17 protein-coding genes are annotated in these 21,861 nt (G+C 55.2%); 6 read left to right on the top strand and 11 right to left on the bottom strand.

The genetic code is table 11. The annotated features are described in order from the left end of the window. Positions 1 to 6 precede the first annotated feature (6 nt). Both Q31a_RS17110 and Q31a_RS17105 read right to left on the bottom strand, forming a co-directional pair. The gene (locus Q31a_RS17110) at positions 7 to 1,359 is read right to left on the bottom strand and encodes a DUF1552 domain-containing protein (RefSeq protein WP_145080435.1); all 1,353 of its coding nucleotides are present in this window, start codon (positions 1,357 to 1,359) and stop codon (positions 7 to 9) included. A 3-nt stretch (positions 1,360 to 1,362) separates the two neighbouring features. After that, positions 1,363 to 3,192: a DUF1592 domain-containing protein gene (locus tag Q31a_RS17105; RefSeq protein ID WP_197355350.1), complete on the bottom strand. Its 1,830-nt coding sequence runs from the start codon at positions 3,190 to 3,192 to the stop codon at positions 1,363 to 1,365. A 412-nt stretch (positions 3,193 to 3,604) separates the two neighbouring features. Here Q31a_RS17105 and Q31a_RS17100 point away from each other — a divergent pair, with 412 nt between their 5' ends. Next, positions 3,605 to 4,774, top strand: coding sequence for a hypothetical protein (locus Q31a_RS17100; RefSeq protein ID WP_145080429.1), 1,170 nt, complete (start codon positions 3,605 to 3,607; stop codon positions 4,772 to 4,774). A gap of 526 nt (positions 4,775 to 5,300) precedes the next feature. Here the strand turns inward: Q31a_RS17100 and infC are convergent. Then, on the bottom strand, positions 5,301 to 5,840 hold the full coding sequence (gene infC / locus Q31a_RS17095; RefSeq protein WP_231690806.1) for a translation initiation factor IF-3: 540 nt from the start codon (positions 5,838 to 5,840) through the stop codon (positions 5,301 to 5,303). Positions 5,841 to 6,547: 707 nt separating this feature from the next. Continuing rightward, entirely contained in the window at positions 6,548 to 6,691 is a 144-nt protein-coding gene (locus tag Q31a_RS30260) for a hypothetical protein (protein ID WP_197355349.1), read from the bottom strand. Between the two features lie 48 nt (positions 6,692 to 6,739). Here Q31a_RS30260 and Q31a_RS17090 point away from each other — a divergent pair, with 48 nt between their 5' ends. From Q31a_RS17090 to Q31a_RS17080, 3 genes are all read left to right on the top strand, one after another. Next, positions 6,740 to 7,804 carry a DUF1559 domain-containing protein gene (locus tag Q31a_RS17090; protein WP_145080426.1) on the top strand — a complete coding sequence of 355 codons (1,065 nt, stop codon included), beginning with the start codon at positions 6,740 to 6,742 and terminating at the stop codon, positions 7,802 to 7,804. Positions 7,805 to 7,902: 98 nt separating this feature from the next. Continuing rightward, a complete protein-coding gene (locus Q31a_RS17085; RefSeq protein ID WP_145080423.1) occupies positions 7,903 to 8,091 on the top strand; it encodes a hypothetical protein in 189 nt (62 codons plus the stop codon). Positions 8,092 to 8,339: 248 nt separating this feature from the next. Beyond that, positions 8,340 to 8,771, top strand: a complete 432-nt coding sequence (locus tag Q31a_RS17080) for a hypothetical protein (protein ID WP_145080419.1) — start codon at positions 8,340 to 8,342, stop codon at positions 8,769 to 8,771. A gap of 68 nt (positions 8,772 to 8,839) precedes the next feature. Here Q31a_RS17080 and Q31a_RS17075 read toward each other — a convergent pair whose 3' ends face one another. The 3 genes from Q31a_RS17075 to Q31a_RS17065 are packed head-to-tail and all read right to left on the bottom strand — an operon-like array spanning position 8,840 to position 12,503. Beyond that, the gene (locus tag Q31a_RS17075) at positions 8,840 to 10,225 is read right to left on the bottom strand and encodes a DUF3748 domain-containing protein (protein WP_145080415.1); all 1,386 of its coding nucleotides are present in this window, start codon (positions 10,223 to 10,225) and stop codon (positions 8,840 to 8,842) included. Beyond that, positions 10,222 to 11,184, bottom strand: coding sequence for a DUF3472 domain-containing protein (locus Q31a_RS17070; protein ID WP_197355348.1), 963 nt, complete (start codon positions 11,182 to 11,184; stop codon positions 10,222 to 10,224). Before Q31a_RS17070 ends, Q31a_RS17075 begins: the two co-directional genes overlap by 4 nt. A gap of 11 nt (positions 11,185 to 11,195) precedes the next feature. Beyond that, positions 11,196 to 12,503 (bottom strand): MFS transporter, encoded by a 1,308-nt coding sequence (locus Q31a_RS17065; protein WP_145080409.1) that lies wholly within the window; start codon positions 12,501 to 12,503, stop codon positions 11,196 to 11,198. Between the two features lie 294 nt (positions 12,504 to 12,797). Between Q31a_RS17065 and Q31a_RS17060 the strand changes: the two genes are divergently transcribed. After that, positions 12,798 to 14,315, top strand: coding sequence for a peptidylprolyl isomerase (locus tag Q31a_RS17060; RefSeq protein WP_145080406.1), 1,518 nt, complete (start codon positions 12,798 to 12,800; stop codon positions 14,313 to 14,315). Positions 14,316 to 15,012: 697 nt separating this feature from the next. On the opposite strand, the gene Q31a_RS17055 is transcribed toward Q31a_RS17060, so the two are convergent. From Q31a_RS17055 to Q31a_RS17040, 4 genes are read right to left on the bottom strand one after another with little or no spacing between them, the layout of a single operon-like run. After that, positions 15,013 to 16,125, bottom strand: a complete 1,113-nt coding sequence (locus tag Q31a_RS17055) for an ABC transporter substrate-binding protein (protein ID WP_145080403.1) — start codon at positions 16,123 to 16,125, stop codon at positions 15,013 to 15,015. A 50-nt stretch (positions 16,126 to 16,175) separates the two neighbouring features. Further along, the gene (locus Q31a_RS17050; protein ID WP_145080400.1) at positions 16,176 to 16,976 is read right to left on the bottom strand and encodes an ABC transporter permease; all 801 of its coding nucleotides are present in this window, start codon (positions 16,974 to 16,976) and stop codon (positions 16,176 to 16,178) included. Beyond that, the gene (locus Q31a_RS17045) at positions 16,973 to 17,779 is read right to left on the bottom strand and encodes an ABC transporter ATP-binding protein (protein WP_145080397.1); all 807 of its coding nucleotides are present in this window, start codon (positions 17,777 to 17,779) and stop codon (positions 16,973 to 16,975) included. Before Q31a_RS17045 ends, Q31a_RS17050 begins: the two co-directional genes overlap by 4 nt. Then, positions 17,769 to 19,694, bottom strand: coding sequence for a hypothetical protein (locus Q31a_RS17040; RefSeq protein WP_145080394.1), 1,926 nt, complete (start codon positions 19,692 to 19,694; stop codon positions 17,769 to 17,771). The genes Q31a_RS17045 and Q31a_RS17040 overlap by 11 nt, the downstream gene beginning before the upstream one ends. Positions 19,695 to 20,275: 581 nt before the next feature. On the opposite strand from Q31a_RS17040, the gene Q31a_RS17035 reads away from it, so the two are divergent. Then, positions 20,276 to 21,847, top strand: coding sequence for a DnaA/Hda family protein (locus tag Q31a_RS17035; RefSeq protein ID WP_145080391.1), 1,572 nt, complete (start codon positions 20,276 to 20,278; stop codon positions 21,845 to 21,847). The last annotated feature ends 14 nt before the right edge of the window (positions 21,848 to 21,861 follow it).

The raw sequence follows: 21,861 nt of genomic DNA, 5'->3' as shown, positions 1-21,861 counted from the left end.
TGCAGGCTAAACGGTCAAGCTGCCAATTTGGCCCGTGCTATCTCCCACAAATGGGACATTGACTCCCATGCGTTCTAGCATCGAAAGGAAGAGATTGCACATTGGGGTTTCGGCAGGAACGCGGATGTGTCGGCCTGTGTCGATGGTGCCACCAGCAGAGCCCGCTAAAACGATGGGAAGGTTTTCATTGTTGTGGCGGTTGCCATCGCTGATCGCGCTCCCATAACAGACCATCGAATTGTCCAGTAAGGTCCGCTCACCCTCTCGAATCGACTTCATTCTTTGCAACAAGTAGCTCAATTGTTGAACATGAAAGCGATTGATTTGACTGATCTTCTCGAGCTTTAAGGGGTCGTTTCCGTGGTGCGAGAGATCGTGATGCCCATCCGGCACGCCAATTTTCCGATAGTTCTTGTTGTCGCCAGCGTTGGCAAACATCATCGTTGACACACGTGTTGCGTCCGTTTGAAATGCTAAGATCATCATGTCGCACATCAACCGCATGTGATCCTGATAGTCTCCCGGAATTCCCTCTGGCATAGCGTAATCCAAGTCGACATCTAACGACTGGGCTGGAACTCCCTTCCCCAATCGGCGTTCCACTTCCCGCACGCCAGTCAAGTACTCATCAAGTTTGCGATTGTCGTTGCGTCCCAGTTTCGATTGCAACCGCTTGGCATCGTCCGCTATGAAATCCAACACACTTTTGTGCAGTACGGAACGGTGCTGCTGCCCCTTGTCGATCTCGTGAGATTTACCTCCTGCAAATAACCGTTCAAAAACTAGACGCGGGTTAACTTCCTTGCCGACGGGCGCCGATTCCGAGGACCAAGAAATGTTGGAGGAGTAGGCGCAGCTATAACCCGAATCGCAATTTCCTGCGTTGCGGCCTGGATCAACGCCCAATTCAAGTGAGGAGAAACGGGTGAGTTGGCCAATTGCCTGAGCGGCGACTTGGTCGACCGAAACTCCGGATCGAATGTTCTCGCCATCGGTTTTACGCGGCTGCGCGCCGGTTAGGAAAACTGAAGCACTGCGCGCATGATCCCCCGCGCCGTCGCCATTAGCGCGTCCCTTGTCGTGGGTTAGCCCACTGAGGACCAGCAGGTCTTCTCGGACCGGTGCCAAGGGTTGCAGAGTCGGAGACAATTTAAACCCATACCCTTCGGTTGTAGGGGTCCATTGATCAAGTGCGACGCCATTGGGGACAAAGATAAAGGCCATTCGCGTCGGCGAGCGAGCCGCCTCTGCCGCTTTGACAATCGTGCTGGTGGCTTCCAACCATGGGAGCGCTAGGGATACTCCCAATCCACGCAGTACGTTACGTCGTGTTACAACTGAGTGTCTTAAGTCGTTCATAAGCTAGCGTCCTGATTCTTGCATTGTGAATGGTTGGCTTGTCACGATCAATTTGACAAGAGGAACGAACCGATAATCTTGGTTCGACAGACTGGCAACGATGGTGTTAATCGTGCAGCGGTCCGAAACATTCAACCCGCGGCCTAACGCATAGGTCAACATTTTGGTCGTCGCACATCGCACAAACTCGGACTTCTTTTCCTCAGCTAAAATTTCTACTAACTCGACGGGGCCGCTAAAAGTCTTTCCGCCCGGCAAACTACCGGATGGATCGATTCGCTCACGTCCGTCGGTTTCTCGCCACTTACCAATGCCATCGAAGTTTTCGAGTCCAAAACCCACTGCATCCATCTTAACATGGCAGACCGCACAGTTGGGATCCGCCCGATGCTGCTCCATTTGTTGACGGAGGGTTCCCAGAGCTTCTCCTGCCCCGGCCAGTTCGGGAACGTTGGGGGGCGGTGGTGGTGGGGCTTCCGCAAGCAAATTGTCCAATACCCATTTACCGCGTTTGACCGGAGAGGTGCGAGTCGGGTTGGAGGTTAACAGCAGCACGCTGGCATGCATCAGCACACCGCGGCGATTCCCCGTCAGTTCAACCCGCTGAAACTCATCCCCAGTGATGCCTTCCATGCCGTAATGTTCGGCAAGTCTTTCATCTACATAGGTGTAATCCGCGTTCAGGAGGTCTAAAAGACTTCGGTTCTCTTGCATGATGGACGCAAAAAGTAGCTCGGTTTCGCGCCGCATCGAACGGCGCAGTTTTTCATCAAACGAGGCATACAGGGTTGGATCGGGAGAAAGCCGCTGCAAATCTCGCAATTGCAGCCACTGTCCGGCAAAGTTCTCCACTAAAGCCATGGACTTCGGATCTTCGAGCATGCGTTCGACCTCGGCTTCCAATTGCTCGGCTGTATGCAGCTTCGACTGCTGGGCAAGTTCGAACAAGCGTTGGTCGGGCATGCTGCTCCACAGAAAGTACGATAGTCGCGACGCCAGCTCATGATCATTCAAGCTACGAACCCCGTCGATGTACTGAGCCGCCTCGTCCTCTTCAACGCGATAGACAAAATTCGGGGATGCAAGAATCGCTGTGATGGCTGTTTGCATGATTTCGACTTCCGTCGCGTCGGCGTCCCAAGCTCCCTTCATTAACTCCATCAATCGGTCGACCTCAGACGCGGCCAACGGACGCCGCCAAGCGCGGCGCGCAAAGTCGCTTACGTTCTTACGCGCTACGGCGACGACTTCCTCTAAGTCATCTGGCTGTTGTGGGGTAAGTGGAAATGCCTTCTTTCGCGCAGCAGGATCGTCGGTTATCGCCGTCGCAATTGCGTGAGCTGCCGACAGGTACTTTTCCAGCAGGATAGGCGGAATCGTTAACACATCACCAATGTTGTCAAAGCCGTTTCCCACGTCGTCTGAAGGGAAGTCATCTGCTAGCGTGAGGGGCAAGCCCGTCAAGTCGCGAACGGTATTGTTGAACTCGCTGCGGTTGAGACGCCGCATCGTAACGCGGCCGGGGCCACTAATGGCACCACAGTCAAAGTTCTGCAACTGCGATTCTATCCACTCTAGAGTCTGCACCCGGTCGGTTGCCGAAGGCTGCTCAGCGTCGGCCGGAGGCATCTGCTGTTCACGAAGCGCCAGGATGATCTTCTCTATTTGCTCGACGTGATTGCCGAGATTGGCCGATGTCGCCAAGAAGTCCACACGAATGCCCCCCTCCGCATCTCCGCCACTGTGACAGTCCATGCAGTAGGTCTGCAGCGTCTCCACCGCAGCATTCGGAACGGTCAGCGCGTCCGGTTCCTCAACTCCAACAGCTACCACCGAGCTGCTCAAAACCATTAATGCCGAGCACATCCAACAGAAACTGCACGCGAACTTCATTGGGCTTTACCGAATTGGCGGGAGGTGTGCGACGAGGGGGAATAGGTGGGATTCGCAAACCGTTGTGGACGGAACTCTACGCTAGTCTACCAGTTTTCGAGCCCCAATTGCAAGTAAATCCCCCACTCAAAAAGTGCCACCCATCTATTCCATTGCCAGCCCCCCTCCCTGAAAGGTGCCACCCATCTTCCACTATTCCCATTAGGTTCCACCCACCTTCCACCTGTTGCTAGCAACCCCCGGTAGGTGCCATCCATCTTCCGCGGATTGTCAAGTAGGTGTCTGCCAGATTTTAATTGACGAAGGATGACAGAATGTTAGACTGAACCGGTGCTCCTAGGAGGTGCTTGTGATGAGTAGACCCAACCGTAATGAACAATTTCAAGCGGGCGAAGTCTGTATCGTGCATGCCATACAACGTTGTGTACGAAGAGCGTTCCTGACTGGCGTCGACCCCGTCTCTGGTAAGGATTACTCCTTCCGCCGCGAGTGGATCCGGCGACGGATGGAAGCCCTCGCTTCCGCGTTCGGCATAGACGTACTGACCTATGCCATTCTCAGCTCACACCTCCACATCATCTTGCGAAATCGTCCCGACGTGGTTGCCCTGTGGTCGGAGGAAGAGGTTGCCCAGCGGTGGCTGAAAGTCTTTCCCGGGCGTCGGTTTGAGGAGCATTTGGCAGAGCCCACCGAGGCCGATGTGCAGGCGTTAATTAGAGACCAGGAGCGCATGGCGGTGATTCGCTCGCGTTTGTCTGATATCTCTTGGTTTATGCGAGCTCTGGCCGAGCCTGTCGCGCGGCTCGCGAACGCTCAAGAGAAATGCACGGGACGATTCTGGGAAGGCCGCTTCAAAGCACAACGGCTCGCCGACGAAGCGGGCTTGCTGGCCTGCGCCATGTATGTCGACTTGAATCCCATTCGAGCGGCGATGGCCGAGTCCCCGGAACAAGCCGAACACACCTCAGCCTACGATCGCATCCAGGCTGAGCGGGGCGCAAAGATCGATTCAGCAGCCTTCGATCTACGGGCGGTGCCCACCGCCGAAGCGGGGAAGAAAATACGCGAGACACCCGTGCAGCAGCGGATGCAGGAACAAAAGGCGAAACGTCGCAATCCCACCGGCAAGCGTGTCTTGCGAGACAGCTGGCTGGCACCTCTAGAACTGGCCAGTCAAACGATGTCGAACGACCCGCAGGCTCATGCGGGCGGATTGCGAGCCAGCGACCGCGGCTTCTTGTGCATGGAGTGGAGTAAGTACCTGGAGCTACTGCAGTGGACGGCGGCCCAGCGTATTAAGCAGGCCGCCTCCAAAGTACCGCAGCGACTGCAGTCGGCTTTAGCGTCGACTGGGATCGAGGTCTCGATGTGGCGTGACTTGGTGTGGGATTACAAACGCTACTTTGGCCGGAGTACCTGTGCGGGGCGCCCGAGTACCATGTCCGCCGACGCACGTCGGCACAATCGGCGTTGCCATCACGGCCAGCAGAAGGCCAGCGAGTGCTTTCTCGCATCTGGGTAGCCCCCTTCTTGCTGCCTCCTGCCAGCTAGCCCCCATTTTCCGACGATCTCCTGTGCAGCACGCGATCGCTGTGCGCTCGCCTAGCTCGCCGCTGGAAGGCGACGGCCTCTCTCTGCAAAACACCGCCTCTCATGCGGGGTCTCATCGTCCAACAAGCGACGCCTTTGCTAGCACAGAGCTCTCGACAGCAGCAGCTTCCCCCGAGAATCAGCCAAAAAACCAAAAGGTGCCATCCACATTTGCCAATCAATGGATGGCACCTATCGGGATAGGTGGGTGGCACTGATCGGGAAGTGGTGTCGCGTTAACCTCCCCGCTTGGCGGGAAAAAGCCAAAAGGTGCCATCCACATTTGCCAATCAGTGGATGGCACCTATCGGGATAGGTGGGTGGCACTGATGGGGAAGTGGTGTCGCGTTAACCTCCCCGCTTGGCGGGGGAGGTTGAGGTCTGTGGTAGAGTTCGCTGGGCCAAGAGGCCAGGTACCTGCGCTATCCTAGCGGGGAGTGTCTGGCGGGGGGCGAGCGTTACTTGGGAGAGACAGTACACATCATGCGTCGTCCCATTTGCATGGGGTTTCCGTCCAGCTTGCCGTGCTGCAGGAGTTCTTCAAGCACGCTGTCCATGACGCGTCGACCTTCTTCGATGTGGGCCATTTCGCGACCGCGGAAGATGACAGAGACTTGCACTTTGTCCTTGTGCTTTAGGAATCCGACGGCTTGTTTAACTTTAAAACCGATGTCATGCTCGCCGGTTTTCGGACGCAAGCGTATTTCCTTAAGCTTGCCTTGGTGGCCCGACGATTGGCCAGCACGTTTTTTGCCCTTTTCGTACTTGTACTTCCCATAATCCATGATGCGGCATACGGGAGGTTTTTCGGTAGGCGCGACCTCAACAAGGTCTAAGCCTGAATCGCGTGCTCGAGTGAGCGCGGCCTCTGTATCGAGGATGCCGAGCTGCTCACCTTCTTCGCTAATGACACGGACCTGTCGCTCACGAATGTTGCTGTTGATTCGAGTTTGATCCGAATTACGCTCGTTCCTTCTATCTTTTCCTGGTAGAGCCACTGTGTTGCGTTCACCCCTTCTGAATGCATGTCGAACTGCGTGTTGCGAAATAATCGGCAGGCAAATCTGCTTGGACCAACATCGGTCCGACAACAACACGTGAGAAAATTCTAGCCTATGAACTAGTTCCATTCCCCGGTAGGAGCCGGAGTATCCCATATTTCGGCTATTAAAGTCAATATATTCCGCTTTTTCCCTACGTCGAGAGGGCAATACGTTCAAATTTCCAGGCCTAGAGCTGGCTTCCGGTCGGTTCAACTCGGGCTCAAGTGGCGAAACGCCCATCCAGGGCACTCGACAGACATCTTCTGAAATGAGTGCAAACCGCTTTAGTCAGCCCACGCGCGGTTCGGCAACAACGAATGATACTTGGCAGCAATGCGTGCTTTTCCGGAGTGCGAAGTGCCCGTACCGAAATTTGCCAGCGGGTGTCTGCGGGGCGCGGATGGAACTTGACGCGTTTGCCTCCGGGGAACACGTGTCGTCCACAAGGTTGCGGCGTTCGGCGATCGTAGGCTTCGTGCGAGCTCAAACGCAGTTCCCAATGCTTCGGTTTGTCTTATCCAGAGTCGCCATTTGAGCCTGTGTTCTGCGCTCGATGAAGGTGCGATGAAGAGGCGATTAAGCAGCGGCGAAGAGTCTGTGAATAGTCACAAATGCAAATTGCTGCAATGTCTTTCTCTCGTAGAATCTCGGACGTTCAACGTTCAGAGCTCATTCTGAAGAGGCATCACGACTCGTGCCGTCGCACTGGAAATTTCCAGCGGTAGGTCGGGCGGATGATCAGCACTCATCGGAATGTTCTTAAGCGTGAACTGTTCTGTGACTGCTTCGCTGATGGGCAGTGCCATTTCATACGTTCTGAAAGCTTCGGTTACCTAAGAAAAGGATTCCGTTAGATGAAAAGAAAGTGTTTGTCGACGCAGAGACCGCATCGTGCGTTCACGCTGGTCGAATTGCTTGTTGTGATTGCGATTATCGGCATACTAGTCGGTTTGTTGTTGCCTGCCGTTCAAGCGGCTCGCGAAGCTGCACGCCGGATGCAGTGCTCCAACAACCTCAAGCAAATTGGCCTCGGATTTTTAAATTTTGAATCGGCCTTCCAGCAGCTACCCGCCGGTCCCTACGACAGCGATCCGAGTCTTTCACCCAACTATGTTGAGCCGGCTGGAACCTACGGTTCGGTGGTTTGCTGCAATGCGGCAAGTCCCAAGGGGTGGAGCCACTGGTTCAAGATCCTTCCCTTCGTGGAACAGCAAAACGTTTATAATTTAGCTGACTTCAATCTACCTGCTTTGCATAGCGGTAGACCCGCTGACTACAACGGTGAGGACAGTGTCGCACGGGCTCTGATCCCCACTTATTATTGCCCTTCACGCCGCGGTGCAACTGGATACGGTTCACTGTCGTTCGGGCGAAGCGACTACGCGGGTTGTGCCGGATTCTACCAAGGTGAAATGCATGAAAATATGGGCGATATCCCAGCTGCGCCTTTGGGATTGGACCCTCGTCGCGATGAGCGTGCGCAAGAAAATCGTGGCAACGTGGGAGGCCGTAAAGGGTTCGTGGTTTGGAACGCCTTGGGTGACAAGCGTCGATTGGCTGACGCTATCGATGGAACGTCGAATTCAATCGTCGCTTCGGAGAAGTGTCTGCCGCCGACTCGTCACGGTTCTGACGGTGGCGACAACGAACGCTGGAACAATGCCGGCTGGGATGAGTGCGTTCTGCGTTGGCACTTCCCACCCATGGCGGACACCGATCCACGAGCCATCCCATATAGCAACATGACCGACAAGACGGGAACCGTCTGGCGTCGCTATTTCGGCTCGTCACACCCCGGTGGCTTGAACAGTGTTTTTGGCGACGGCTCAGTGCGGTTCGCTTCGTTCAGCGTGGACTCGACAGTGTGGATGCGAGCCTGTGTGATCGATGACGGGCAGCCGTCTGAAACGATCGAGTAGGTTCGATCCTTCTAAATATCCAACTTGCGGGGTGAGTTCGATTCACCCCGCAGTTCAGAGACTCACGTTTTTTTGACCACTTTATTTAGGACTGCATCATGAAACATGCTATTGCCCAATTGCTACTGCTTCTTGCCCTCGCTTCGGTAGGTTGTACTGGTAGCCAAGAGACCATTTTGCCAACCGACCAGCCAACACCTGAACAAATTGAAGCGATGCACGCCGAAGATCGTGCCATTGAAGAGGAAGAGGGAGCTGTTCAGAAGATCAGCAAGCGGAAAAAGTAGCCCCACCCTCAATTCCCATGCCTCTATCCCGTGTAAGGACGACTCGATTGAACTCTATCACTAAAGCCTCTATCCCCCAAACGCTATGCGTTGTTTTCTGCATTTCTGTCGCGGGCTGCGGCGGCTCTTCGACTGTATCACCTGTCGTTGCGACTTCGTCTGCCGACGAAGCGAGGGCTAAGGTTTCGCACCCAGAGTATGCAAACTGGAATCGGTTTCCGGTGGGAACGCGCGTCGTGAGGAAAGATATGTTAGCCAGTCCGACAGAAGACCGTTTCCTCTATACGACCCTGCGTTTAGCGGAGAAGTCGGACACCATGTTAGCACTGGAGACACAGACAGCGATTGAGCAGGCGGGGGAACGCATTGAGAGCGACGTTAATCGAGTTGAATACCCCGCTACCTTTCGCTTGCCGACTGGCATGAAAGTTGAACAGTTTGAACTGCCATCGCTGAAAGCCAAACTGGTTCGTGCTGAGAATCTGCAAGTGGGAGGAAGGCAGGTTGAGACTGAGGTTTTTCAGTTCGAAGATACGACCGAAGCAGGCCTCGTCGATGTCACCCTATGGCGATCGAGCACCATTCCAGGTAGACAGGTCAAAAAGGAGATCGTGGATCGCAATGGGATCGTCTTGAGCTCCAGCGAAATCCTAGAAATCGCTGAGCCGGGACCTAAGTAACCTAGGGCGGAGTGAACGCAAAAGTGGGACTGTGCTGGTCTCGGAAGTCGCCCTTGCTTGGCCAGAGTTTAAGTACTCAAGCTCTCGACTAGAGCAATGTGGTTGACCGTCTCGCCCGTTGATTCGATTCGAGGCTGGAGGTAAGCGATGCGTGTACCACAAGGAGAGAAAACACAGGCCAGCGGCGAGGGGGCAAGCTCACTCGCCGCTAGGTCTGTGAGCGCATGCGTTTTACCCGAATGTGTATTGGTCACGCAGATCTCACCGCCCATCACATGGCTAATCCATGCTCCGTTTGGCGACCAACTGAATGCGGAAGCGATGTCATGTGGGTTGGAGGTGAGCTGCTGCAGGTCACCTCCAAGTGGTGAAATGAGCCAGATCTGGACAACTCCGGTTTCATCGCGTTTGAGCAGAGCAATCCGGCTTCCGTCGGGAGAACTACGCGGCCAGTGACGTGGGCCAGCTAAGCCCGGAAATCGATGGGATTCGGTATGCGAGATGCGGCGTTGCGCGATGCCAGCGGGTGGAGCTGGTCGCTTGAACGGAGTTCCTTGTAGCGGTAAATCACCGGCGATCCGAAACGCCGCCTCGTCATCCGGTAGGTCGACGACGAAAGCCTCTACCAGTGGAACGCCAGTTCGACTTCGCAATTCGCCTTGGAAGGCGATGGCGTAATGCTGTCGTGAGCCGTCTGCACGCAGGTACCCGTTTTGTCCAATCCATGCATCACTGAATGCTCGGCAGATTTCGTCTGAACCCCACTGGGGATGATTGACAGTGTGGGTTACGAGAGTCGTCCAATACGCCCCGCTTTGGTTGTGGGGATGCGTAGACTTGGGGACGACGCCACCGTCAAACCGCACGCTGACCGCTACGTTGCGTTGATCCAAGTCATGGATTGGCGCGGTGGGCTGTTGGCTGAGCATTTCCAGCACGGCATCTTGGTAGGTTGAGCTAACGCGATGCCCATCGCCACTAAACGTGTGCAGGTGGGTACCTCCTCGAAGGGCGCCGGACGTGAAGGGGGGAGCCAGATCGCGCGCGTCGAGGATCACACCGCCTTCAGTAAGTCGTGGGGGCCGGACTTGCGAATCAACGATGCATCCGTGGCGATGAGTTGCGGAATAGGCCCAATCGCTAGTGGGGGCGGCTGGCCCATGAATAAATACGATGCGACCGTCACAGGGTGAGTGGGTCACGACCCCAACCTTGGCCCCGCGTTTTCCTAGAAACAAGGATTCGACCTCACCGGTTGCGGAATGGACTCTTTCGATCGCTGGTGAGTCGAAAAGAGTCCCTTCCAAATCGGACCGCAAGTCATAGAGAATCCATTGTCCATCGGGAGACCAGCAACCCGTGTTGGTTAGGATGTGGTTGATCGGCCGCTGAGTAACGCGACGAACCTGCCATGGGGCTGTCAGGGGAAAATCGAAAGCCGAAGCTAAGGTCATGGCTGCTGCGATGCAGTGATGGCACTTTCAATCGCCTGCTCAGCACCTTTCAACGCCATGCGGTCGGCTGCTGCATCGTTGGTAAGCGTACTCTGCAAGGCTGCGTGATTGTTGGTGGTTTCGCCACCTGTAGCCAGTTGGAATCGATTTCCGACAAGTTGGGCATCGATGTTCAATACTGGATTCGCATCAGCGGTGAATTTTGCATGCTTCTGAAACACCCAATCGTCGGAGTTCGTTGGGAGGCGAAATGCATTGCCGAATTCCGCGATACGGGCCCGTTTGGCTGATTCTCGATCGCGTTTGAAATCCTCGACAAACGAGTAGAATCGGCTCATCGGGCGGCCGCCCGTGATCGTCGAAAATGTTACCAAGTGTTTCCAACGATTGGTTTCTGGATCGACCATCAGCCCGCTGTAGGCGGTGCGATTTCCCAGGATGTTGCAGCACAGCATGAAACGATAGGTCTGCCCAACTTGCCAATCCAAGTCGTAGAAGGATTGACCGCCGCTCCCTTCGCCACCAAAGCGTTTCACGCGTAGGTTGGGATCTTTGAAAAGCAGTTTCGTGCGCAATTCTTTTTGGGTTGCATTTGGGTCGTTCTCGCCGGAATCCCAGACGGAGAAAATTACTAGTTTTTGATTGGAAGCCAGCTGTTGAATTCCAAAATATCCCTTGTCCCAACCGATTACGGAGAAGTACGTCCCGGGGGCAGACTCGCGAACTGTGATTTCATTGTAGAACGCGGTTGCATCCTCCCCGGGGTAGTTGAGATGGACCGACCGGCAGGCGATTCCTTCCAGACGTTCGTCGGCGCACAATTCCTTGCTACGGGCGTAACTGCACAACACAACTGCGGTGCACAGGATCGCGCTTTGGGCATTGTCCTTCAAGCCGATTGGCAAGGACTCGCTGATGGACTTCAGCAGGCTGAATTTTCGGAATACCCTTTTAAGCACTTGCAATTCTTTCAATGAGAGACGGTGAGTGAGCCTATCTTCTTGGAATGGACCGCGAAGGCTGTTGCTATCAGTGTAACCCCCGCCACGATAAACGTCAGGCCAAGGCTGGTGCCGAGGGCAAACCAGCCCCAGCAGGCGGATCCCAAGCCCATTCCAAGTGCAAAGGACATCAAGAATGCAGACATGCCTCGCGCGCGGAACTTGCGGGGCAGGTTGACTTGGGCGGTTGCATTGAGGGTCGTCATGGTTGCCATCCAGCAGGCTCCAATGACAAACAGTCCTGGCATAATCCAGGCGGCCGAGTGAGTGAGGCCAATTGTGATGCATACTGAAGCGTAGATGCAATTTGACGCGAGCAGGAGTGATTCGCTTGGGAAGCGGGAGCGAACGTAGGGTAGGAACCAAGCTCCAACCACCGCTCCAGCGCCGATTAGTCCTAAACAGATGCCAAAGCCGCGTTCGCGAAATCCGAGCTTTTCCGTAGCCACCAGGGGAAGCAAGCTCCACAGGATGCTGGCCGAAAGCGTGAACATGAGCACGCGCAGCAGGGCATTGCGCAGAGGCGGAGTGTTCTTGATGACAAACATTCCCTTTTTCAGTTCGGTCATAAACTCCGGACTCGCCCGATTGCTTTTCGGTTCCGGAGCTGGCTGCCACATGAGCAAGACCATGATGACGCCCAGGAACGAGATGGCATTGAAGGCGAAGGTGGTCCATACGCTAAAATAGGCAATAAGTAGGCCACCAACAGCCGGTCCAATGGATCGAGCTAGGTTGAAAGAGATGCTCCCCACTGCGACCGCGGAAGGGACCAGTGCGGGTGGGACCAGTTCGGGGGTAAGGGCTTGCCAAGCGGGCTGATTCAGGATCATGGCAGTTCCCATGGCCGCGGTCAGGATCAGCAGGAGTGAGGGAGTTATCAGGTCAAAGCGAGCTAGGACAGCCATCAGCGTTGCGATACTGAGCAGCAAGAACTGGGTCGATAGTAGCCACGTCCGACGGTTGAAGCGGTCGGCCCAGACACCCGCCGGCAATGCTAACAGGAAGACCGGGATGGTCATACTGACGCGCACCGCAGAGACCATCTCGGGACTTGGGTGCAGTGAGGTCATCAACCACTGGGCACCCGTCTCGTGCATCCAGGTTCCCATGTTGGAGAAGAGCCCAGCGATCCAGAAGATGCGGTACATGGGGTAGACGAGCGGCGCCCAGGGTTTGCTGGAATGCCGAGTTGCCGGGGGAGGCAACTGTGCCAATTTTTCGTCCGGATTGTGGGAGCCGTTTGGGCCGTGGTGAGGAGCCTCCGTGTCTGTCATCGCTTTCCGTCGTTTCTGGCGTCGCCTGTGGACTGGATGGTAAAGGCCGTGGGAATATCGGGTCGGACCTCCAAGAACACTTTACGGTAGGTCGCTTACTTTTCCTAGTCGCGATGCAGGGCGGATGCATCTTCGAGACGCGGGGCTAGGTGCTGAAAATTCAGAGTTCAACCTTGCTTCGGAATGGGAAATATGTCACATCAGGTAACAGGCCCTTTGAATGCGCAGACTGAAACGCCATCTGCGGGGAATTAGGGATCAGTCCAAAGAAAAGAATCAGAGAGGCGCGGAATCGTGCGAAATCCAATCTTCCAGCCGAGTCGATATCGAGCTCCAATCGGTGCCACACTGGTGGTATTGTGGGGAATGATTTCTGGGGTTCCTGCTCAAACACCTTGGGCGGCGGCGCCAGCTCGGCCGGCGGCGTTGCCTCTCCCTGCGGCAAACAATTCGGCGACTTCGCCTCGCGTTGTAAGCCTTTCGCCACCGGCCGGACCCGGTCCGAGTATTTCGACCCCTGCCTATGTACCGCTGAGTCAAGCACCTAGTGTTCAAGCACCTAGTGTTCAGACATCAGTACCAGGGCAAGTTCCGGGGGCGTCGCCAGTGGCTGGACTACCTCCCTTCCCGACGAGTACTGGGGGGGGGAGCGTCAACGCTCCAGTCGCCAACACGTTCACGCTGCCGAACGCCGTCGGAGCTACACCAGTAGGAGTGACTCCATCGCTCAGCTCTGCGGGCGTTCCCACGGGGCGTCTTGTGGCGTACGGCTCGGAGGAAGCAGCGCAGGTGGAAGCCGAGCAAATTAGCTCCGGGGAGCTCATTGCGGTTGTCGGAAGTTCCCATGTGTTATTCGGGGATATGGCGGGCTTCGTGGAGCCCATCATTGAAAGCAACCGCGATAAAATTCCGAACAAGCAGGCTGAAGAGCAGCTGCGCCTTAAACTCACCCGTCAAGTGTTGAAGCAGTACGTCGAGATTAAGGCGATGTACTTAGAGTTTTTTCGCGACATGGCGGGAACCGGCAGCCCGCAAGAGCTGCAGAAAATGGAAAAGGAAGTATCGACCAGAGCAGGCAAGATCTTCTTTGAGAAGCAAGTTCCAACGATGCTGAAAAAGTATCAGGTTAGCGACATCGGGGACTTGGAACGCAAGCTTGACGAGAAGGCGATGTCGCTCTCGATGCTCCGCCGGCAATTCGTTGAGCAAGTGTTAGGGGCGGAGCTCGAGAATAAATACATTCCGAAGAGCTACGAAATATCACGTGAGGAATTGCTGGCTTATTACCAAGAGCACCAAACCGACTGGAATGTGGAACCCCGCGCAAAATGGCAACAGCTCACCATTCGATTTGATCGTCACGATCGCCAGTCGGCGGAGGCGTTGATCAAAGGTCTAGGAAATGAAGTGTTTTTAGGTGGTAAGCCATTTGAAGCAGTTGCTAAGCAGTCCTCTGAAGGATTTACCGCTGATAAGGGAGGGGCCTACGATTGGACGACGATGGGGAGCTTGAAGAGTGCCAAGATCGATAACGCGATCTTTACGCTCCCGGTTGGAGAGCTGAGCCAAGTGATTGAGGATGAGATTGGATTGCACATTATCCGAGTCACCGAACGGGAAGATGGGCATACGAAAAGTTTTGCCGACGCTCAACCGGAGATTCGCGAAGCTATCACCGAGAAGAAGCGACAAAAGGATGTGGAGGAGCTGCGGGCCAAGATTCTGGCGAGAACTCCCGTCTGGAGTCGGTGGCCTGAGGATCTAGAGAACATCGCTCACGCGCGCCCGTTGTCGGATGTTCTGGGAGACTAAAGTCTGGTCGCCTGCCGCTGCATTCACATATCCTCCCCCCCTCTGATACGCTGGTCTCTGCGCGCTCAAGATTTGGCAAAGACCGGACGCACTTCCAGCAGACCATTCAGGAGATATGCGTGACCGTGCCAGCGTCTCGCGACAGACAAGTAGGCGGCCGCCGCCTATTGGTGAGCACTCGACAGTGCATCGTGGCTGGCACCTTTTTAAATCTCTAGCACCTTTCTCATGCTTGGAAACGCATCGGTGGCTGGCCCTATCGTATGCTTTCGCCTCCCAGATGGTGGCTGTGGGGGAGAAGTCCACACCCCAAGCACTGAGGCAAGCTGCCGATTTGCTTCGATTGGCTTGCGCGCACCGGCATGCATGTGATGGCGAGTCGAATCTCCGAAGACGAGTGAGGCGAACTGTAGACCTTCTTTCCTTGCCCAATAGGTGCCACCCAACTTTTGAATTGTGCTGGCAAAATGAGTTGCAGGGGGGGATTGCTAGCGTGATGCGGTTTTGCATAGATGGGTGGCACCTATCGGGGAGCGCCGGCCCAATAGGTGCCACCCAACTTTTGAATTGTGCTAGCAAAATGAGTTGCAGGGGGGATTGCTAGCGTGATGCGGTTTTGCATGGATGGGTGGCACCTATCGGGGAGCGTGCTAGCAATGCGGGGGGGGCTGGCGGCACTGAGATGGCGATTGACGGTTTATGGTTGATCTGCGGTGAGGGCTCGGTCTAGGAAGATGGGGGTATAAGCGCTCTCGGCAGTTACTTTGCCAGAGCTGATGAGCTTGAGTTGGACGAATTGATCCACCAGTTCGCTCCAGCGGTTGGGGCTCATCATTCCCACCTCATCCGCTGGCAAGCCGTTGGGCAAGCAGAGAGGCCGCAGGGCTTGCACGCCAAACTCTAGAGCTTCGGTCGTCATACCTTGCTTATTATTGGAGAGGATTGCGGCATTGGTCTCCACCGGAGACTCGAGGTATTTCTTCCAGCCTTCGCGGCAGGCAAGCACCATGCGTCGGACCGTGTCGTGATTTTGTTCGATGTAACTCTCGGTGGAAAGCAAGCAGGAAGCGTAGGGATTGAATCCGATCTCGGAGAGCATCAACTTTCGAACCTGGACTCCTTCCTCTTCCGCTAACAGTGGTTCGCTGAATGAATAGGCCTGGATGGCAGTGTTCTCGTCGGTCACAAAGTTGGCTACGGTGCCCGGATAGGGAACTACCTGTACGTTCTGCAGTAGCCCTTCTGCTTTCATGTAGTCTAAGAATGGGCGTCCCGCGTTGGCCTGCAGTCGCATGCCCCCTAAACTTCGCAGGTCTTTCACCGGCGAACTTGCGCGGACTAAGATGCAACGAGGTGTGGTTTGAATGGGAGCCATTAACGCCACGATCGGGGCGTCTTGTTCTCGGAAAAGGAGAACGTCGTCGGCATTGCCGATCGCGAATTGCACGCGTCCACCAACGAGTTCTTGAGCAACTGGAGTGTTGGGACCTCCGGCACGGATTTCTACATTCAATCCATGCTGTTCAAAAATTCCGTGGACTTGAGCGGCATAGAAGCCGCCATGCTCTGCCTCCGGATACCAGTTGAGCATGAGTACGACGCGGTCGTTGCCAGCATCGTCCTGCCGTGCAATAGGAGCGGAAGAATTGCACCCCCATGACACCAAACAAAGGTTCAATACCGTCAGCTTCAGCAAGCGTGACCAAAGCAAACGGAGCGGTGGTTTGTGTGCGTAGGGAATGGACCTACTGCGGGCTGTTGGACTCGTTCGCTGGGACTGAGGGGTGTATGGGAGCGGGGGGCTTAGCATCGTGGGAGAAGTCCATGTAAAAGAAGCGAAATAGGAAGCTCTGACAACCGCTATTCGTTTTCAAAGTTCTGGCCAACGGTCCAACGTCGGAGTAAGAGACGGGTTCCTAGATTCACCGCACCCAACATGGCAAGACCTAGAAGTGTGCTGACGAATACCACAGCGATCAACGCATCGGTGCGAGAGCGGTTTTGCCAAATGATCATGACCGTTCCGAGACCGGAGTATCCAGCAACCCCCGTTCCCAGGAAAAATTCACCGACAACCGCACCAATCACTGCTAGGCCAGTACTGACGCGCATACCCAGGATGAGACTGCCAATTGCATTGGGTATTCGCAATTTTATCAAAGTTTGCCAACGGGTTGCTTGATGGAGTTCGAAGAGATCTTTGAGATTTTCATCGACGGAGATCAACCCCGCGGTCACATTGGAGACAATTGGAAAAATGCTGATGATGGCGGCTACCAAGACGACGGTGTGCGCCCCATAGCCGCACCAAGTGATTAGCAGAGGAGCAATGGCCACGATAGGTACCGTCTGCAAAAACAGCACGTAAGGATAAAAGGCCGAACGGAGTGTTTTAGATTGACTGAAAACGATGGCTATCAATGAACCGAGTGCGATACTCAGCGTGAGCCCCAGGCTGGCGGCCATGCCTGTCGCTAGAAACCCCTTGAACAGAGTCTCTCTTTCACGAATTGCGGCTTCTAGCACTCGCAGTGGAGTGGGGAGGATGATGGGTTCAATCCCTCGTAGTACGACTAGGGCATGCCAAATCGCTGCCAGCAGGAACATTACACCAATGGCGGTCGCGTATTGGAAGCACCAAGCCAGGATAGCTTTTTTCATGGGCTCACCTCGGCAAGTGCATGGCTTATGCGACCATAGAATTCTGCAAATTCGAGGCTCGAGCGGATCTCTGGACTGCGGGGGAACGCAAGAGGGTTGTTTAGCGTACGGCAGATCTTGCCATCCCCCAATACGAACACGCGGTGGCTGAGAAACACGGCTTCAGCAATGTTATGCGTTACAAATAGCACGGTCTGCTGGCCCGATTGCTGGAGTTGTAACACGAGATCGTTCATTTTAGAGCGGAGCAAATCATCGAGCGCTGCAAAGGGCTCGTCCAAGAGCAATATGCTGGGGGAAGTCACGATCGCCCTGGCCAAACTCACTCGCATGCGCATGCCGCCTGAAAGCTCGCGCGGAAACTTGCCAGCGTCGTCGGCAGAGAGTCCCACCGTTTCCAAGACGCTTTTTATTTCCATGTGTTGGTCAGAGGCCGAAGTTGCTTTCACCTTGCGAGACGCTGCCCTTCCTAGTTCGAACGGCAATTTTACATTTTCGGCAACCGTTCGCCACGGCAACAATGTGGCATCTTGAAATACATAGGCGATGTTGTTGGGGGGGCGTGTTAGTGAGTTGGGATGTAAAACAATGGAACCACTGCGAAGAGGAATGAGCTTGGCAATTGCACGCAGGAGAGTGCTTTTGCCGCAGCCTGAGGCGCCAACACAGGCAACGATCTCACCCGAGAAAATGTCTTGCGTCAGGTTTTGGAGCACCGGCTTACCAGGCGCGTACTCGACGACTAAATCGCGAAGTTGGATACCGATGGATAGCGTTTCCTCGGTGGTGGACTTACTCGGCATTCAGAGATTTCGCATCAAGGGAGTTCACCGAAGTGGGATCGGTTTCATTTTTAGCGTTTGAGAGGTCCTTGCCCAGTTCGTTGCTGGCCGTATCCACTTTACCGAATTGGAGCAACGGTACAGGGGCCGGCTGCGCTAGATCGCGAAGCTCGGCATGCACCTCAAATTGTCCGTCGAGCCAACGGAGTAGTTGATTCGCCTCAGCCACAATCGTCAACGCCTCATCGCAAAACTCAGATTGTTCTTTGAGAAATCGGCGGCGTTTGGCGGCAGTCGCTCGCATTGAACTGCTGAAACCACTGGAGCCTCTCACAATCGCTAAATGCTGTACTTCTTGCTGCATCTGAGCTTTCGCGGTTTCTAGGACTCGATGAGCGCGATCCAGGTAATTCAGCTCGGCAGGCAGCATCAAACCAGGCAGCGATTGGTTTCCTGCGGCAATATGCCACTCCAACGTGGGGCTGCGAGGATTGGCAAGCCGTGTTTGCACATACAGCAGGGTGCTCGGAGGAGCAGCGGCATTGGATGGCCGGATTTCCCAAGCAACCGAATTGCGTCCAGCGACACCTTGCGGAGTCGGTGGAAAAGACTCAAATTCTGGACCGACCGACAGTCGCAGCGACCATTCCGGCACCTTTACTCGCAAACGCCCAGCTTCCGGAAATTTTAGCGATTGCGTTACCGGAAACGTTGACAGCAGCCAGGCGGGAGGCGGAGTCCGTGAGTCGGTTTCGGCGTCCGTTGCAGGTTCGCCTGTCGTGGACTCCGCTTGGATTGGAATTGCGAGCTCTTGGGATTCTATCGAAGCCAGTTGCATCAAGTCTGTCAACTCACGCGTAGGATTGGCAAGATCCTCCGATTCTGGAGGGGCCGAATCGATCGCAATGGAATCGGTCGCAGACGAATCGATAGCAGACGAGTCACTGAAGGGCGAATCGGCGGAATGTGCTAATGGGGCATGCTGGGGCAGACTGGTGGTTGTCGAGAGGATGTCTTTGCTCGTGATTTTGTCGAAGGGAACTCCGCTTGGCAAACCCGTCTCGTCCTGCCTCAAGCTGATATCATCCGAGTCGGTTGCTTCCGTGGGAGGCGACTCCACTTTTGTTTTGGGGGGTAGCAGACCGCTCATCCCCCTTGGAGCGGGATTGGGTTCGCTGGTATGTGCGACAGCCGACGGTAGGCCGTCGCCGGAGCGGTAGGCAAAGAATTGCATGGACGAGATGAACAGCAGCAGGCCGACCAAGGTGGCTCCGACAATCCAGCGAGCCAATAGCTTAGAACGCTGCCTGAGCATTGGGCGTCTACGCTGGCGTGCCCTTGCAGGCGTCGCTGCGGACAGCGGGGGCTGCGGAGCGTGTTTGTCGAACGCAGGCACTGGAGCGATCGCGGCTCGGCCCCCCTGCTCTGCAGGTCGCCTCGGCGTCAAACCTGCCTCCACGTCGCTCTTTGAATCGAGCGACAATGCCGATCGTGCCGATACACTGCACTGAGGGGAATGCGGTGCTGTTGAAACGTCTACTTCAGGTTTGGCGTGGCGGCGATGCTGATGGGTGAGGTGGTGGACGCGTACTTCGAATGAGTCTTGAGGGCTACTGGGACAGTCGAGAGTCGAGTCGCGCTCGATCCATTCAATGAGAGTTTCCAGCAGCGCGGAGGAGTTCGGCGTCGATTTCGATCTGGGGGAGCGTCGCGATGCTCTGATCGGAATTGATTGGGAGTGGGGCTGATCGGCGCGGCGGATAAGTAGTCGTCCCTCTTCCCCCACTTCTAGGTCTGCCCACTTCAGCTGCTCGTTGTAGGGTTCCCCCTCATATGGAGTGGTTGACTGCAACGCGAGTAGTTGCCAAGCCCAATCGAGGCATACCGCAGTAGGTGGGGTACCCTGGGAGTTTAGTAGTGATTGCAGCGTTACCATGGTATCAGCCAGTTGAGAAAATTGCCGAGTTCTGACCTTTTCTTTCAAGAACCGGATCGGTTCAATGGGCGTTGCTAGCCATTCTCCGGTGCAGTGACATCCATGTTCGTTGTGAGGGTTGCGTTAAGGGGTTAAGTTGTTTTTCTATAAAGGTTTATGTTGTTTTCGGTTATTGGGGTCCGAGGCTCTGAGGTGGGGTGACGAACACTTTTTCCACTTTCGCGAGCAGTGTCGAACAAGAAACTCTGCTACGATACCCGATTGCAGTTAAATGAGGCGAATGCGGGATTGGACGCGACGAAAAAGGAAGCGATCGACTGCTGGAGCCTCGATTGCGATAAACAAGTTTGACATCAATGCTAGCAAACCTACAATCGGGCCTCGCCAGTGACGGAGTGACCGTCCAAAACCTGGAGTACAAAGACAATTGTACAGATAGGGCTCGGTGGAAAGTTAGTGGCCTTTCTTTTCAACCTCCGAGTTTGGCATTGGAGCGTGGCAAGGTATGCCACGAGCGTCAAATAGGACCCCGTTCGCGCAGGATTTGCGTGACTTTTGACCAATAGGAGTGCGCGCCGCGTATGGCTAGCGAAGTGAACCAGAGCGAAAGGAATATCGCTGATCAACTGCGATCTGCTCTGGTCGACAGGATCAGCCCGGAGCGCTTCGACTTGTGGATTCCCGCAGAGACGACTTGGACGTGGACGGGGGATGTCTTGCAGCTTGGCTTCCCCAGCGATTTCACGCGCCAGCTGGCCATGAAGATGTTGCTCAAGGACATGACTGCTGGGTTAGTTGAGCTAGCGGGCGAGCACACATCCATTGATTCCATCGTGGTCGTACCAGAACGCAAGGCGGCGGATCCGCCGGATGCTGCAAGTGCTGAACGGCCGGCACTGAAGATTCATGCAGCAGATTCCGATGCGCGCACTCCTGAGCGTGAGCCTTTCGAGACGCCTGGCCAACCCGAGCGCAGTGCGCTCAGCCAGGGTGTTGCTGGTGGCTACGCCCAGGCAACTGGTGGGGGATCGGGTTCGTCGAGCGGTGGGCAGGTAGCTCCGAGTCAACCTGTTTCGAATCAGCCTACCTCGGGGCAACCGACCGGTAGAACGGGTCAGCCGCGAATTGAGAATTTGTGGAATAAGTTTGTACGAGGTGAATCCAATCAACTTGCTTGGACCACCGCGAACTTGGTTATCAATGATCCGGGACGTTTGACTCCCGTGCTGTTGCACGGTCCCAGTGGATCTGGCAAGAGTTGCCTACTTGAAGCCGTCGCGCAACAGTTGCGTATCGTACGTCGTATGCGTCGAGTGGTGCATATGACGAGCGAGCAATTTACCAACGATTTCATGGAGGGGCTGCGCGGCGGGGGACTCCCCATGTTCCGGCGCAAGTACCGAGATGTCGAGGCCTTTATCCTCGATGATATCCAGTTCTTTGTCGGCAAAAAATCGACACTAACCGAAGTCAAACACACGCTCGACAATCTGCTGCGATTGAACAAGCAGGTTGTGTTTACGGCAAATTGTTCGCTCAATGAACTGAGTGGACTTGGAAACGATTTGATCGGACGACTTCGCGGGGGATTGGTGTCTCCTCTATTTCCACTTGACGAGGCGACTCGCGGTGGTTTGCTGTCACGCCTGCTGAGCGACGCGGGAGTCGAAGTCGCCGAGGGAGTCGTCGTCAGACTTGCAGAGCGAGCGGCGGGAGATGGACGTGTTTTAAGCGGGATCGCCAAACGCTTAATGGCCGTCGCCTCGGCGCACGACGGCACGTTGAACTGGGATCAGAGTTGGAATGCGGTCTATGATTTGGTGCAAGCCACCCAGCCGATCGTCAGGATCGGTGATATTGAGCGTGTTGTTTGCAGTGTGTTTGGCTTGGCATCGGACAGTCTACAGTCGACGAGCAAGATGCGTAGCGTTAGTCAGCCACGCATGCTGGCGATGTTCTTAGCTCGCAAGTATACCCCGGCTGCTTATAAAGAAATCGGTGAGTACTTCGGCAAGCGTCGGCACAGTACTGTAATCTCTGCCGAAAAAACCGTGACTGGCTGGCTCAGTGAGAGAGACGATGTTCCCTGTGGGCGTGGGATGTCGGTCAAGGATGCACTGCGTCATGTCGAATCGCAACTGCAGGTCGGATAGCTCTCTTTCAAGTA

It is taken from the genome of Aureliella helgolandensis, assembly GCF_007752135.1.
Taxonomy (GTDB): domain Bacteria; phylum Planctomycetota; class Planctomycetia; order Pirellulales; family Pirellulaceae; genus Aureliella; species Aureliella helgolandensis.
The sequence above is the reverse complement of the archived record's forward strand: the minus strand, read 5'-3'. Positions and strand labels throughout refer to the sequence as shown.